General features: G+C 34.2%; 15 protein-coding genes. 4 read left to right on the forward strand and 11 right to left on the reverse strand.

Features of this window, described 5'->3' with window-relative positions:
- Window positions 1-10 precede the first annotated feature (10 nt).
- The 5 genes from trpS to ABWU75_RS02800 form a co-directional block, all read right to left on the reverse strand.
- A complete protein-coding gene (gene trpS / locus ABWU75_RS02780) occupies window positions 11-1,009 on the reverse strand; it encodes a tryptophan--tRNA ligase (protein WP_341822535.1) in 999 nt (332 codons plus the stop codon).
- Between the two features lie 17 nt (window positions 1,010-1,026).
- Window positions 1,027-1,596, reverse strand: coding sequence for a nucleotide exchange factor GrpE (locus ABWU75_RS02785; protein ID WP_253307254.1), 570 nt, complete (start codon window positions 1,594-1,596; stop codon window positions 1,027-1,029).
- A 61-nt stretch (window positions 1,597-1,657) separates the two neighbouring features.
- Window positions 1,658-2,644 carry a polyprenyl synthetase family protein gene (locus ABWU75_RS02790; RefSeq protein ID WP_264732453.1) on the reverse strand — a complete coding sequence of 329 codons (987 nt, stop codon included), beginning with the start codon at window positions 2,642-2,644 and terminating at the stop codon, window positions 1,658-1,660.
- A gap of 11 nt (window positions 2,645-2,655) precedes the next feature.
- Window positions 2,656-2,976 (reverse strand): 30S ribosomal protein S16, encoded by a 321-nt coding sequence (rpsP, locus tag ABWU75_RS02795; RefSeq protein ID WP_253307256.1) that lies wholly within the window; start codon window positions 2,974-2,976, stop codon window positions 2,656-2,658.
- A 247-nt stretch (window positions 2,977-3,223) separates the two neighbouring features.
- Complete coding sequence (locus ABWU75_RS02800) at window positions 3,224-4,666, reverse strand: recombinase family protein (protein WP_353287024.1); 1,443 nt, start codon at window positions 4,664-4,666, stop codon at window positions 3,224-3,226.
- A 349-nt stretch (window positions 4,667-5,015) separates the two neighbouring features.
- Between ABWU75_RS02800 and ABWU75_RS02805 the strand changes: the two genes are divergently transcribed.
- Complete coding sequence (locus ABWU75_RS02805) at window positions 5,016-6,212, forward strand: hypothetical protein (protein WP_353287025.1); 1,197 nt, start codon at window positions 5,016-5,018, stop codon at window positions 6,210-6,212.
- Complete coding sequence (locus ABWU75_RS02810; protein WP_264711505.1) at window positions 6,178-7,290, forward strand: hypothetical protein; 1,113 nt, start codon at window positions 6,178-6,180, stop codon at window positions 7,288-7,290. The genes ABWU75_RS02805 and ABWU75_RS02810 overlap by 35 nt, the downstream gene beginning before the upstream one ends.
- 39 nt (window positions 7,291-7,329) lie before the next feature.
- Here ABWU75_RS02810 and ABWU75_RS02815 read toward each other — a convergent pair whose 3' ends face one another.
- From ABWU75_RS02815 to ABWU75_RS02840, 6 genes are read right to left on the reverse strand one after another with little or no spacing between them, the layout of a single operon-like run.
- A complete protein-coding gene (locus tag ABWU75_RS02815) occupies window positions 7,330-7,566 on the reverse strand; it encodes a hypothetical protein (RefSeq protein WP_353287026.1) in 237 nt (78 codons plus the stop codon).
- Entirely contained in the window at window positions 7,539-9,593 is a 2,055-nt protein-coding gene (locus ABWU75_RS02820) for an AAA family ATPase (protein ID WP_353287027.1), read from the reverse strand. The genes ABWU75_RS02815 and ABWU75_RS02820 overlap by 28 nt, the downstream gene beginning before the upstream one ends.
- A gap of 22 nt (window positions 9,594-9,615) precedes the next feature.
- Complete coding sequence (locus ABWU75_RS02825; protein WP_353287028.1) at window positions 9,616-10,836, reverse strand: AAA family ATPase; 1,221 nt, start codon at window positions 10,834-10,836, stop codon at window positions 9,616-9,618.
- Window positions 10,833-11,312: a hypothetical protein gene (locus tag ABWU75_RS02830; protein WP_353287029.1), complete on the reverse strand. Its 480-nt coding sequence runs from the start codon at window positions 11,310-11,312 to the stop codon at window positions 10,833-10,835. The genes ABWU75_RS02825 and ABWU75_RS02830 overlap by 4 nt, the downstream gene beginning before the upstream one ends.
- A 30-nt stretch (window positions 11,313-11,342) precedes the next feature.
- Window positions 11,343-12,140, reverse strand: coding sequence for an ATP-binding protein (locus ABWU75_RS02835; protein WP_353287030.1), 798 nt, complete (start codon window positions 12,138-12,140; stop codon window positions 11,343-11,345).
- Window positions 12,141-12,191: 51 nt separating this feature from the next.
- The gene (locus ABWU75_RS02840; RefSeq protein WP_353287031.1) at window positions 12,192-12,683 is read right to left on the reverse strand and encodes a sigma-70 family RNA polymerase sigma factor; all 492 of its coding nucleotides are present in this window, start codon (window positions 12,681-12,683) and stop codon (window positions 12,192-12,194) included.
- A gap of 873 nt (window positions 12,684-13,556) precedes the next feature.
- Here ABWU75_RS02840 and ABWU75_RS02845 point away from each other — a divergent pair.
- Together ABWU75_RS02845 and ABWU75_RS02850 are read left to right on the forward strand one after the other, a co-directional pair.
- A complete protein-coding gene (locus ABWU75_RS02845) occupies window positions 13,557-14,027 on the forward strand; it encodes a Holliday junction resolvase (RefSeq protein WP_353287032.1) in 471 nt (156 codons plus the stop codon).
- A 132-nt stretch (window positions 14,028-14,159) separates the two neighbouring features.
- Window positions 14,160-14,630, forward strand: a complete 471-nt coding sequence (locus tag ABWU75_RS02850; RefSeq protein WP_353287033.1) for a hypothetical protein — start codon at window positions 14,160-14,162, stop codon at window positions 14,628-14,630.
- The last annotated feature ends 2 nt before the right edge of the window (window positions 14,631-14,632 follow it).

The raw sequence follows: 14,632 nt of genomic DNA on the forward strand, positions 1-14,632 counted from the left end.
TGCAAGAGGTCTATTGAGCAAATCCAATAATATCCTTGATTTCTTTTATATTATGGGTTGCAATTTCTGCTGCTTTCTTTGTACCTTTTTTTAATATTTCATGTAAATGGAATTGGTCTTTTAAAAGATCATTCATTCTCTCACGTATGGGTGATATAACACTGATAATTAAATCAGCTAACTCTTTTTTGAAGTGCTTCATGTCATGTTTGTTCACTTCTTCACACACTTTTTCTACACTTAAATTACTAAGCACTGAATAAATGTTTATCAAATTGCTTATCTCTGGTCGGCACTCTAAAGTAGCAAAATCAAAGCCTAGAATTGAATCTGTTTTTGCTTTTTCTATTTTTTTAACAATTAAGTCATCTGTATCATCAAGGTTAATGCACGAATATTCTGAAGGGTCAGATTTACTCATCTTGCTTGTACCATCTCTTAAGCTCATTATTCTTGATGTGCAATCCAAAGTTAAGATTTCAGGTACGATGAAATAATCCAGTTTATAATGATTGTTAAAAGCTGATGCAATATCACGTGCAAGCTCCAAATGCTGTTTTTGATCATCACCAACAGGAACGTATTTAGTTTGATACAACAATATATCTGCAGCCATAAGTACTGGATAACTATATAATCCAAGAGAGGCTTTTTGTTTATCGCCGCCAGCTTTATCTTTAAATTGAGTCATGCGATTAAGCCAACCAATTGGTGTATAGCACCCAAGCAGCCAGCCCAGTTCTGCATGACCACTAACCGTGGACTGATTAAAAATAATGGACTTTTCTGGATCTATTCCACATGCAATATAAGCTGCTGCTGTTTTGAAAATATTACTTTTTAATTCACTTGCGGGAAGCTTATTTGCTGTGATTGCATGTAGGTCGACAATACAAAAAAGAGATTTGTATTTATCCTGTAAGTCTATCCACTGTTTGATTGCACCAAGATAATTACCTAAATGTAGTACGCCACTTGGCTGGATACCTGAAAAGACAATACTTGTCATTATACATTTACCTCATGCTAATCGCTTCCACAATCAGCAGATTTCTTAGAAAGAATAACCATTGCAGGACGGAGCAACCTATTTTTGATAGTATAACCAGTCTGTAGTACTTCTATAATAGTGCCAGGCTCTTTTTCATTGTCTTCTCTTTCCACAACAGCTTGGTGTAAATTACTATCAAAAAGCTCACCAAGTGGATCTACTTCCTCTATTCCATGTTTTTTTAGATCATTTATAATTTTTTGATAAGCTACTTTAATCCCCTCATGAACAGGATCACCGTCTTTCAAAATTTCCATTACTTTTTTTAAATTGTCGCACGAGTCGATCATATCACGTGCAAATTTTGTGACTGCATAGTCACTTGCATCGCTAATTTGCTTTTGCATTATACGTTTGACGTTTTCATTATCTGCAACAGCACGGCGTAAATGATCTTCAAGCTGAGCTGCACGTTCTTTTAATGTATTGAGATCTTCATTTAAATCATCAGTTTGCTTATGGTTATCACTTTGTTGGTCGTCACCTTTTTGCCTATTTACCATATCGGCAAATTTCCTCTTTTTTTCTTTACTGCTGTCTGACATATCACTATCCTTAAGAATCTAATAAATATATAGCAATTAATTCGAAAATATCAAGCACCAGCTACATTTGTCTTTCTATGCTCGCATTTAAAAAGTCAATTAAAGTAATTTTATAAAAAGAATCAGAAAAAGTACTAATATCATTTTGTGCCATATTAATGTAGTGTCTAGCTTTTTCCATAGAAAGCTGAATGGCATTATGGTGATTAATATAGTGTAATGCTTGGTCAAAATTGTGTCTAGCTGAAGAAAAGCATTTTTCCCAGAATTTTTGCTCTGCTGGACTGCCCTTTTCGTATGCTATAATAGCAGGTAAGGTGACTTTACCTTCGAAAAAGTCTTTTCCGACTTGTTTTCCAGAAGTGCCTTGATTAGCAGTATAATCGAGCATATCATCAACTATTTGAAATGCCATACCAAAATTAAAACCAAAATTCTTTAGCCTCTCTGTTTCGTCATTTGTTGCACCAGATACTGTAGATGCAGCTTCACAGCATGCAGAAAATAAAGATGCTGTCTTTTCTCCAATGATATCAAAATAATTTTCCCTGACTGTGTGGGGGTCAAAACATGTTGTCATCTGCTTTATTTCACCCTTCACAAGTAAATGCGATGCTTTAGATAAAATAGAGAGAATATTTAAATTTCCACACTCTATAAGCCATCTAAATGCTAGAGTCAACAATAGATCACCAACTAAAATGCTTGATTTATTTCCCCAAATCTTATTCGCTGTTTTAACTCCATGGCGTGCCTCACTTTCATCGAGCACATCATCATGAAGTAAAGTAGCATTGTGTATAAACTCTACCGATGCAGCAACGTTGATCCTATCCTCCCCAGAATAGTTTAGCATTTTACATATAATAAAAACTAGTTTAGGCCTTATTTTTTTTCCACCTGAACTAACAAGATGAGATATAATATCAGTAGCAAGCTTAGCACCTTCATCATTGACATTTTTGAAGATAAAGTCCTTCATAGCTGATAAATCAGAAGATACGACATCGTCTAATTTACCATTATTTGTTAAATCAGTATTTAGCATTTTAAAGAGACTTATGCTTCTTGTCCCTGTGCTTTCTCGTTCTCTACTTTCTTCTTTTCTGTTTTCTTTGGTTCTGTTTCTAAAGTTACTATGCCTTTTTTAATGAACCATAGTACTCTTTCAGTTGCTTGCGCGCCTACGCTTAGCCAATGTTTTAATCTATCAGCCTTCACCACAACACGATTTTTATTGTCTTTTGGTAACATTGGATCATATTGTCCTATTTTCTCAATAAAACGCCCATCTCTTGGTGCTCGTGAATCAGCTACAACTATCCTATAAAAAGGGCGTTTCTTTGCGCCAAACCTTGCCAACCTTATTTTAACTACCATGTTAACCTTTATTCATATATTAGTCACAATTTTATACAATGAGCCGTTTTAAGTCAAATGAATTATACAACTTTTGCACCTTATAATATAATTACCAATAATGTAGGGCAGCGCCGGGCGCACAGCTATACGAACATTCATTTTTGAAGGTAAATTGCACAGTAAATGGTGTCATTCCAGTCTGGAATCCAGCCTTTTCATAATCATTAAAATGTTGTATTTTAACATAAAACGGCTACTTTTATACTTAATAAAATTCCTGGATCCCAGTGTCTGTACGACTAGTACAACATTGCATAATTCTATTATGGCTATTTTGATCAAAGTTTGCAAGACTTTTTATGCGAAATACTATATACAAGTGATTGTGATTGATTTCAATTTGATGAATTAACATTCTAATAATATTTTGCTTAGTCTGCCAATCTACCAGATCAAGTTTTGATTCAACACTTGAGGAAAAGTTTTTCAAGCTATCTGTAACAAGGCTCAATTCTTGTTGTAATTTCTTTTGATCAAGTACTTTTTCTTTTTCCTCCTCAATTTCTTTTAAATGCTGTTTCATTGTTGTAATTCTTGGCTCAAATTCTTCTTGGCTTATAAACCCTTTGGCATAGCTATCTATAAATTTTTTTATACTTAATCTTAACTTACTTTCTTGCTTTTCACGTGGTTGATTATGTAGAGGTTTTTTGTTCTCTGACAATCTACGTTGATATTCATTTGCAATCCTATCTGGCTCTTTTAGTATACTCTTGACTTCTTCCCATATAACTGCATCTAATACATCAGTGCGTATTGATTTATTGTCACATATTCTGTTGCCATTAAACCTGGAGCCAGAACAACGGTAGTAAGAATAACGTTTATTTCTACTATATACACCACAATAAGTATATTGGCAACGCTGACATACTGTTAAACTCCGCAACAAAAAAGTTTCTTTTCTTTCTCGAGCTCTTGCCCTTTGCCTATTTTCAGTCAGCTGTACTTGCACTGAATCAAATAAATTATCACTGATTATTTTTGGCACTGGAACGTAAATCCAGTTCTCTTTATCATTACTAAAATGACCATTTTTGAGTTTACCACAAGTTCCTTTTTTTGATTTCCTTACTTGTGGCTTCGAGCATGCCTTAGTTTTACCATAAGCTGCTCGTCCTATATAAGCAGGATTTCTTAACATCTTCCAGATACTACTTCTTTTCCAACGTTCCTTTCCTGTTTGTGTTATTACCGATATCTCGCTAAGTCTACGTATAACTTCATTGATGCTTATTCTTTCTTGACCAACCCAATTAAATATTTTGCGTACTACATTTGCCTCTTCTTCATTAATCTCAAACTGAGCACTTCCTTCACCTACATGTTTTGCTATGTAGCGATAACCATAAGGTGCATTACTCATTACACTGATACGGCCAGTTTTAGCTGCATGAAGTTTTCCTCTGCGATTACGTTCCATAATCTTTGCACGTTCATACTCTGCTACTCTATCACGTAAACTCTCTAAGCCAGGACGTTCTAAATTTGATCCACTATAACCATTATCGACAAACTTATGCTCATCTAATAACTCATGTCCATCACTACCAATGCGACGCTCCAATTCTACAATCTGACTCTCTATCGTATTCTCCTGTGCCTGTTGTCTTGATGAGACTCTTGCATACAAGCTTACCGTTACCATTTTCTTCTACCTCCTTTATTTTATATTTCAATAATTGTTCATAAGCATCTGCCAAATATGTATCTGCCAACCGATTAGGTTTATAACCCCAATAAATAGCCAACTCTCCCTTTTGCATGTTTTTCTTCCTGTGAATTTTCTTATAGGTTAGGAGACTTCTATTGCCATAGCTAAAAGAAAACGTTTACCATTTTAAACTAAGCTAATGCACACCTTATTTAAAAAAGCTGTCTAGTTCGCGCAAACAAGAAATTCTCCCTAATAAATATACAAGATTTGAAAAAATTATGTCCAAAAAATCTTTGCTTGAATTGTCATATTATGTATAATATAGCTTATTTAATATGGTATGAATGTTCATCCAAGTTACGAATTCTGGGAAAGTGATTTAGAAGTTCCGGTCAACCTTTTACTAGAACGTTTTCAGGATTATAATATACGTCAATCTTGGTTAGATTCCCTTTCTGGTAAACAACTGAGCATCATTTTTCAGCATTGCTTTAAAAATCATTTAAATGGACAACTTTTTCAGGACGGAGATTATGACGATAGATCCACTCAACAAAAACGTAAGATACTTACCAGTTACTCTGACTCTCTTTTTAACTATTATCTCATTAGCTACTTTGATCGTACAAAGCTTGAGGCTACAGTCAGTGAAGTAGCAAGATTTGCCCTTACTCAAGAGTTAATGAGATCATACCTGATAAAAAATAACACTAAGTATGATAAAAGATCCTTATTGTTTTTACTATTTCACATAAATTGTAAACTTCTAAAATCTGTCTATCACTTTGATAAAGTACAAAAGAAAGGTTTCGTATCATTTGCTCTACAGAAATCACCAAGACAAATAAATACTTCATTTAAGGAATTTATGTCACAAGAAGCCGTAGAGCAGATACTTAAGGATGATGACCAGCTGCAGGGTTTTTTCCATCATCAAGATCGAATATATATGTTTGTACGTCGAGGAAGTGACATGGATTTACTGCTTAATTCAAACAAAGTTGTTCATGGTCATAAACCTGAGTGGATGATTTTAGATTTTTCGCTTGATGGTACAAAGGTTAATCTCTGTGCTAAAAATACTAATAAAGCTGTGGAAATAGCAAATAGTATTGTAAGTGGTTATTTTAACTGCGAATGTACTTTTGTAAATATACAGGATAAGAACTTTCCACTACAAGTGCATAAATTTCTTCAAGCATGTATAGAGGGTTCTGACCCTAATATTTGTATATTTGAGTTAAATTTTAAGTCAGATTATTTCAAAAATAGTAATACATATCTTACTTTGAGTGTAAAGCCGTATGATCCTATTGCACCAGAGTTACATATTTTAAAGTCATCTATTGGCAATATACTACAATCTATTCAATCAGCTAAAGTAATGTTCCAAAACAAAAAGGTAACATTTTCTTTCAAAATAAGTGGGGAAGTTTATTATTCAGAGCATCCACTCAATAAAAAGGAAAGAGAGGAACTGAAGAAACATATAGAACAATCTTATGGTCTTAAAATCCTTTCACGAGCAAATTGCTGATCTTTTAAGTTTAAATAGTTCTTGGGTTAATCTAAGTCAAAATCACATTAAAGCAGCAAGATACTTATTTGATCTTGGATTAATAAAAATGCAAGAAAGGTACTATATTGTTTGTTCTCGTGAAGAAGATCATCTTGATTGGCCAAATGTAATTGATCCAAATTGTAGCAATGAGATTTTCATTGATCCAGACTTTGATGAAGCATGTGATGACGCTATTTGTGAAAACTGTTCTCGTCATATTCTGCCTAATACTTATCAAAAACAGAGATTTCATCTCTTATCCATATACTTAAATACAGAAAAGATCATAGACTGGCTTGAAACAAAGTTGAATGATTCAAGACTTATGTGGGAAAAAGTGGAAAAAGGAGTTTATTATATTTGTAATCAAGGTCGTATTGTAAATCTAATAATCCTTGATTTTTGTACTGATGCAATATTTTTAACCATAGATAAACTTAGAGTCCATCCGACAGTTCTCATCACCCTAAAAAAAGATATACCGAATCTATTATTGAGCCTATATATAGTGCCAATGGTAGAACTGTTTTGTCAGCTTAAGACTTTAACTGAGATATTCCAAGAGGCAGCTAAAAGAGGAGTACCAAAGGTAGTAGAAAATACTTCTTTGCAAGTTTTACCAGCTTCATATATTTCGCTTAAACGTGTTGAACCAATTGTACCAACAAAGCTTTTGGAGTTACAGGTAGTTAAAGGTATGGTATATGTTAATAGCGTTGAAGTTATAAATAAAAAAGCTGTATCATGTCTTAATATTTTTCGAATATTGTTCAAGCAATTTTTACATGACTGCGAGAAAGAGCTGCCACCTGAAAAACATACACTTCTCAATATTAACCAGTTAGAAAAACTCTTGGGACTTAGTTTAGAAGCAGATTTAGAACATCAAATCAGAAAACCATTAAACAAGATGCAAAAAACGATCAAAGCTACATTGGCTGAGAAATTAGGATTAAGTATTGAACGTAATGATGTAATACAAACACTTGGTTGGCAAAGATCATCACATGGTTATCGGATTAACCCTTTTACTTTGACTATAAAAAAATACTAAAAAATTCTCTTACGTAGTACAATTTATACTTATAATATACTATGATATAACCATAATATATTTATATATATAAGGTAATTTGCCAATCTGCCAACTTGCTGAAACCAGCCTGAGAAGAGCGCTTTTGGCTACTCCTTCTAGTTGGCAACTTTTTGCCATCTTGCCAATCTGACGTTTGTACAAAACTATATAAGATATTGATTTTCTTGTATTTTTACTAAATTCAGAATGGCAGATTGGCAAATTCTTCAGTTTGCCAATCTGCCATTCTGCCAATCTAATTTGGTAAAATCACGCATAACCCAAATATCTGGGTTTTCAACAGGCAGAGTTACTCCATTGTTTGACGAGAGATAATAATCTGGTTTTACTAATCTATATTGATTTTCAGCAATCTTCAGCTCCATGTCTCTTACACACAAGTAACCATACTTTGACCTTGTACTTGATCTTACAGCCTTTTTAAAGAATTTTATATAACCTATGGTTGCAAGATGGCTGATTCTTTCACGAATGCTACGTTCACTACCAAGTCCCAACTTTCCTTCAAAGCATTTTGCAAAGCTCGCTGCAGTATACACTTCTCCTTTATATGCTTCATTGGCAATTAATTCTAAAATTATATCATGTCTTCTCAAGCGCTCTAAATCCAGTTTATTATTATAATCATCCCTTACTACCCTTTCTGAATTAAAATTTGTATCATATTGCAAAAACGATCCATTTTGCCAACAAAATGAAATCTTATTTTCTTCTGATGCAGAATAATTAGATTTCATTCGGCAAAGAACACGATCATTACCAGTCTTTTCTGGTCTTGACAAATACCATCTAGATCGAACAGAATTATTCCATGCTGTTGAACCTCCTGTGCCAGTTTTGCGTATTATTCCAGAATCCGAAGGATGTGCACATAACAAAACAGCCCCTTTAATTATCTGCGCTATTCTGCCACAACAGTTTTGTATAAATTGTCTCACATGAGAGCGATCATTTTCGTTACCTCCAAACAAATCTGCTGCTGTATCCAGAACTACAAGTTTTGGCTGAAATGATTTAATATCTTCAAGTAATTCCTGAAAGTAAGTAGTTAATTGTCCTGTACTTTTACTATTGAATACCATCAGTAAATTATCTTCTCCTGTACGAGATGATAAACAAATGTTGTTAAGAAAATCAGAAGACTTCATATCAAGCTGATATAATTTATTTATTGCACATTGTCTACGCCAAAGCTCTTCTGTGTCGTCTTCGCAAAATACACCATATGTCTTGATTTTCTCAATTGCTATCCCTAGCCAAGATTTACCAGTACTAGCAGCAGTCATTAATTGCTGAGCAAGGAGAGATTTTCCAACACCACCATCACCGTAAAGAGCTGTAACACTACCAACAGGAAGCCAATCCTTTACAATCCATTCCCTTTCTGGAGCAATATTAGTCCAAGCTCTAGTATCTATTCTGAGTGGCTTTCTATGATAAGGACTATTTGTGCTAAGGATAAATTCTTCAATATTTATTCCCTCTAACACACAATCAGCAGCATCCCAACTCCTTGGTTTATCTGGTGGAATCTTAAGCGTAGCAAGTGATGCAACACCAAGTTCTAAAAGTTTCTTTTCAGCGTTTTTGGCATATTTATTACCTGCTTCATCATTGTCTGGCCAAATGATAATTTGTTTACCTTTTAGCGGAGTCCAATCTGTTCTATCAATAGGCGCATTTGCTCCAAACATCGCAGTTGTAGCTGTAATTCCTTTCTCTATAAGTGCTTCTGCGCATTTTTCTCCTTCAACCAGAATAACCTTATTGGACTTTAAAATACCTGGAATGTTGTAGAGTGGCCTTATCTCTGGCTCTTTGAATCTTTGTTTTTTAACATCAAATGGTTTAAACTGTTTTTTCTCTAAAGGAGGATCATAACGGTAGACTATTACAATCAATTGGTTATTTTCATCGTAGTAGTTCCAACTACAAGTCAGATATTGTTCTAGATCTCTAATATTATTTTTTTCTTTGATGCCAAGCCATTCACTTATTGAGAGCATTACTTCAGGAAATTCTGTTTTCGCATTCTTCCCGTGTACTGTTGCCCAAAGGTCGATAATGTCACCACCTTCTCCCGTTGCAAAATCTTTCCATAATCCAGCTTTTTCGCCTGTTAACTCTATTACAGTACTTTTGCCTTTGTTACCCTGTACATCACCTACATAAAACTTATCACCACGAAATGTCCCTCTTGGTAACAGATGAAAAAGACAAGATCTGATGTTTTGCAAAATCTGAGTTTTTAGCTCTACCATGCTGTCCGTTTTTGCAGACAAATTAAGCCGTAGCTATAACTTTAGAGTTCTGCCAACGCCCATTTACTCTGCTAATGAATTTTGCTGGTATTGATTTACCGTTTCTTAGCTCATATACTACTTGCAAGACATTTGCACGTTTATTTGGTTGAAACATTACCATACCAGATGTATAAAAGCTTCTTAAAGCATTAGCACCAATTAAAGCTTGAAAAGGACTTTTTGCTAATGTAGCTGTGGATACTTTTCTGGTATGACGTGTAATAATTATTCCAGCCATAGGATTAATTATAGAACGTAATTTTTCTATTTTGCTTTGCAGACCGGAAAATATATTTTCATAGTCAAGGGAATCCAAAACGATAAGGTCTATCGTTTTAAATTTTTCTCCTATAATCTCTTTTATTCTCTCTATACCTTCATCGTTTAAAGTTAATCTCATCTTTGTAGTAACAATCAAGTTTTCTTCTGCTAGATTTGGCAGCCTTTGATTAGTTATGATTTGTTGTATGCGTTCCCTGATGTAATTGTACTCCATCTCATTTTGCAGATAGATTATTTTTAGTGGCCTTGCTGACTTCATCTTAAGAAACGATACTCCTGCTGCAAGATGTGCAAGCAAAGAGAGAAGAAAATAACTTTTGCCAACCTTTGGAGTACCACCAATGACTAAAAGACCACCTGGAGTGAGAATTCGTGGAGCTATTATGTCTTCTGGTATTGGTGATTGATCACTCAAGTACTGCTTTACAGAAAATATTTTTTCTGCTCTCTCCCTTTTTTCTCCACTCTTTGATTTCTTATTGAGCCACTTCCTAGCAGAATCTATATCACCTTTAATTAAAACCCAAAGATCAATAATATCACCGCTAGTCCCTTCAGTAAAATTACGCCAATCACCAGCTTCCTTACCTACTATTTTAACTGTAATTGTATTTCCATTTAAGTTTCCAATATAAGTTTTATCTCGGTAAAATTCACCATTTGGAAGTAGGTAAGAAACACACTCTTTGATATTATCAATTAATAATGCTTTTATCTTTTCTTGCTTTTTAGACATAAAACTCCTATACATACTTTTCATACGTTTAAAGTTGAGATTAGCTAGCTCACAAACAGTTTCAAAAGATTTTGAATTCAGCCAATTAATTGCTTCTTCTCTTAGCTTTGGGGTTTTTCCTACTGCGTCCTGAATACCCCTAGTAACGACAGCAGACCAAAGCTTTTCCTCGTCGTACTTCAAAATGGTACTCTGTCAATTTCATAATTTTTACGGTATTCTGGAGTAATTACCGAAGCAATTTTGTTCTTCTCTCCATATTCATCAGTTATAACACCTACCTTTACTGTAAACTCCAACCCATTTAATTCTGCAACTGAATTTAGCTTACGAGCAAGGATTGCACTTTCTGAGTTATCATGTGGATGAATGTCACGTGCCGATTCCAAGATACTGCGAAGCATAGAGCGACCCATTTCTCCCCAAGTATCTTCTGCTTTACTACTTTTAATACCAATTATTTGGTAAATCTTGTGCTTTTCATATAGACCTTCAATAACGGTAAATTCTGTATTTAAATAAATGCTACCGGTAGTGGGGCTTTTAGTAAACCAGTGTTCATAACCTCCAGGCTTGATTGTCATTTTTACCTTTACTATTGTCCCTTTAGGTATTAGTCTACTTTGCGGTTTTGCGGTGTTAAAATCAGTTTGCAACATATATCACTCTCCATGTTTATGGTTTAAATTTTAAAACTTGCTTTTAATCTTTGTAAGTAGCTTCCCCAAGTGTGGTTCTTCAAGCATACTCAGGCGTCCACTACGATCCTTAGCTGGGTATCCCCAAGGATTTAGAGTATGGCAAACAAAAGAGCGTTTCTCCGTTCCATCATCTCTCTTGATTCCAACCATACTGATTACTTCATCAACTATTCCAGGAATTTCACTAGCAGTTTTAGCCCCTTCGCATTGAGGTAGCCAAATTGGACGATTGAAATCATCGAGATATTGACCTAAAGTGCCAACTATGATGATGTCTTTGTCTCTGATGTGTTGAAATTGATTGAGCCAAGCCATCATTTCCTGAGCAAGTAATCCATAGGCAGCTCTCATGTCCTGTTTTCCCGATCTCTCAGAAAAAGCTTCAGGTTGCATTTTTGCCCATAATAGACATAAACGTGAAGCAACGGTTATACTATCTACAAAGATGCATTGGTATTTAGAAAACTCAGAGAAAAGATCTTTGTACTTACCAGATACATGTTCATGGTGTCTTTGGCTATATGCTTGATCAGACTTCAGCGCAGGATTAGGCCCCCCTATAAGACAAGCAATATCTCTAGCTTCATTCCAAGTGCGAAGACTAATTGAATCTCCTTGCCAATCTTGAACAGCAAGAAGCCCTGCTTCAAAATCAAGGCAAAGTGTTGGTTCATCTACGGTCTTTAGGAGACTTGTTTTACCAATACCATAAGGACCAAAGATGACCATTTTTACAGTTGATATTGTTTGCAATCTTTCATTATTATTCAAAATTTTAAGAACCATTATTTATCCATGCTACGATGTATATATATACAAGAAAGGCAAAAATTTTGTTCAATTTTTCCTTTTGCCTGCGTAGTAAATAGGAGAAAGTTTGGCACGTATCTTCTTGATAATATTGTTTAAAGTGGTTCTTGAAACGTTGTTCATCTTGGCAACTTCATGTAAGTTAAAAAATTTAAGTTGCTCACATATATTTTGCCATTCCTTTTGTAAAACCGAGATCATATAGTCTACATCAATGCGTTTTGTTATTTCACCCTCAAATAGCTCTGCTACATCAATGCTAATATAGTTATTGATATTACGTTTTGCACATTGCTGTTTCTTTAACAGGTTAATAGCTTTATTTTCAGTTAGTCTTGCTACAAAAGTGTTAAAGCTACTTTTATCTTCATCATACTGATCAAGGCATGGCCAAATTTCACACAAGAGTTCTTGCTCAAGGTCTTCGTTATTCTCATCAATAAAGCACTTAGCAAGCTTTAGTCTATAGGCTTGGTATTTTACGTTTTTAACAATTATAGCTATATTTTTTAATTTCATGGTTTTCCCTAAAACAAATTAATGCTTTAAGGATGGAAGTTATTAATGCCCTTATGTAGGACAGGAGCAAAAATAAATAATACTGATGCGATTTTTAATCTATTGATATTCTGTTATTTTTTTTTGAGAATAATACTTATACAATTTAAAATAATACAGTTCAGGTTTTTGGAACCTATTTTGAATGGATTTCAATATTTTTAAGAATGGGTAGCTCAGGCTTCCTAAAGTTATATTAAAAATATATAAGAATTTCATATTTTGAAATTCAATATCACCTAAAGAGCTAAAAATGTAGATTTCGCTATTAAAAGAATAGCTTAAATTTTTAAGAGGAAAATAGTTGAAAAGTATGCTCTCTATAACCTTAAGTTCCGTTCCTAATTACTGGCTTCCTAAATCAGGAATCTAGAACTAGCCTGTATGGCGGATTTTCACCATGCGTTCCTCTAGGAACGGCATATCTGAAGTCCGCCAATATGGAGTTCCTGAAACCCTTATATATAATATATATATATAATACATATATAAAAATATACACATATATAAAAACATATAAAATATAAGAGTAGAATAATAAAAACCTCTAAAAGTAGAGAAACCCGTTTGAAAGGTCTTCAAATTCGAGAATTATAAAAAAAATTCCTAAAAATTTGAAGATTTTTTGGACGAAAATTTTTCAAATCTTGTATATATATTTACCTGACAATTGAAAGGAAATGCTCACACTGGATCTTGGCAAACAAACTGGCTGTAAAGTGGAAGTAAGAGTTTTCATGTTAGTTTTTAGTTGTTAAATTTCGAAAATTAAAGATTTTTTGGACATAATTTTTTTGAATCTTGTATATATATGTACACAACAACTGAAAGTAAATGCTCACACTAGATCTTGGCAAACAAACTGGCTGGACTATTTTACATGATGGAATAGTGCAAAGTGGAAGTAAGAGTTTTCATGTTAGCAGGTTTAGTGGTGGTGGAATGCAGTTTTTAAATTTTCGTAATTGGCTTAATTCACTTAAGTATAAATTTCCAGGTATTGAAGTTGTGTACTTTGAAGAAGTGAGAAGACACTTGGGAACTGATGCTGCACACATCTATGGAGGGTTTTTAGCACACCTTTCTGCTTGGTGCGAAGAAAGTAATATTCCCTATCAAGGTGTTTCGGTTAAGACTATTAAACGTTTTATAACTGGCAAGGGTAATGCAAGTAAAGCTGATGTCATTGAAGCAGTGCAGGAAAAGGGTTTTTGTCCAACAGATGATAATGAAGCGGATTCTTTAGCTTTAATGTTCTATGTTATGAATTTCAGTAAAGATTTTTATACATTAGAAATATCATAAAAAGCGGGTCCTTTTAGCCATGCTGGCGGGTTTGGTGGTCCTGACCTCGGGCCTTCTTTAGCGTTAGATATATTTCAAATGTTAACTACTTACGAAATTATAGCTGAGCAGTGCTAAAAAGGAGAAAAAAAGGTGAGAATTACGCAAGCAGAGTGGGCAAGGGAAAAAGGGTTTTCGAGGCAATATGTCTGTTCTTTAGTAAAAAAAGGAATAGTTGAGCTGGAAGATGGACTTATTGACCGAGAACAAGCAAATGAAGCGGTAGCAGCAATAAGAGATCCAAGTCAACCACTTAGGAGAAAAGAGCGCGGAGAAAAACTTTCAACGATATTGCTAAAAACGCGAATAAAAAATGAAACGGAGCGTGGTAAACTTTTGGAAGCTAAAGTGAAAGCTGAAATAGGCAAATTTGTGTCAATTGAAGAGGTAAAAACTGAAGCATTTAACGTAGCAAGAGTTGTTCGTAATAATTTGCTTAATATTCCAAATAGAGTTTCAGCGCTGCTTGCATCACTGAGTGACACTGAAAAGATTCATATGGTGCTAACTGAAGAGATTACAAACTCACTCCAAGAATTATCTAACAATAAATTTCAAATATAAAA

The sequence above is a fragment of the Wolbachia endosymbiont (group A) of Anthophora plumipes genome (genome assembly GCF_964028115.1).
Taxonomy (GTDB): Bacteria; Pseudomonadota; Alphaproteobacteria; order Rickettsiales; family Anaplasmataceae; genus Wolbachia.

Excerpts from the sequence above, each read along its gene's own strand:
- trpS (WP_341822535.1), bottom strand. The coding sequence starts at position 1,009 with ATGACAAGTATTGTCTTTTCAGGTATCCAGCCAAGTGGCGTACTACAT.
- ABWU75_RS02785 (WP_253307254.1), bottom strand. The coding sequence starts at position 1,596 with ATGTCAGACAGCAGTAAAGAAAAAAAGAGGAAATTTGCCGATATGGTA.
- ABWU75_RS02790 (WP_264732453.1), bottom strand. The coding sequence starts at position 2,644 with ATGCTAAATACTGATTTAACAAATAATGGTAAATTAGACGATGTCGTA.
- rpsP (WP_253307256.1), bottom strand. The coding sequence starts at position 2,976 with ATGGTAGTTAAAATAAGGTTGGCAAGGTTTGGCGCAAAGAAACGCCCT.
- ABWU75_RS02800 (WP_353287024.1), bottom strand. The coding sequence starts at position 4,666 with ATGGTAACGGTAAGCTTGTATGCAAGAGTCTCATCAAGACAACAGGCA.
- ABWU75_RS02805 (WP_353287025.1), top strand. The coding sequence starts at position 5,016 with ATGAATGTTCATCCAAGTTACGAATTCTGGGAAAGTGATTTAGAAGTT.
- ABWU75_RS02810 (WP_264711505.1), top strand. The coding sequence starts at position 6,178 with ATGGTCTTAAAATCCTTTCACGAGCAAATTGCTGATCTTTTAAGTTTA.
- ABWU75_RS02820 (WP_353287027.1), bottom strand. The coding sequence starts at position 9,593 with ATGGTAGAGCTAAAAACTCAGATTTTGCAAAACATCAGATCTTGTCTT.
- ABWU75_RS02830 (WP_353287029.1), bottom strand. The coding sequence starts at position 11,312 with ATGTTGCAAACTGATTTTAACACCGCAAAACCGCAAAGTAGACTAATA.
- ABWU75_RS02835 (WP_353287030.1), bottom strand. The coding sequence starts at position 12,140 with ATGGTTCTTAAAATTTTGAATAATAATGAAAGATTGCAAACAATATCA.
- ABWU75_RS02840 (WP_353287031.1), bottom strand. The coding sequence starts at position 12,683 with ATGAAATTAAAAAATATAGCTATAATTGTTAAAAACGTAAAATACCAA.
- ABWU75_RS02845 (WP_353287032.1), top strand. The coding sequence starts at position 13,557 with ATGCTCACACTAGATCTTGGCAAACAAACTGGCTGGACTATTTTACAT.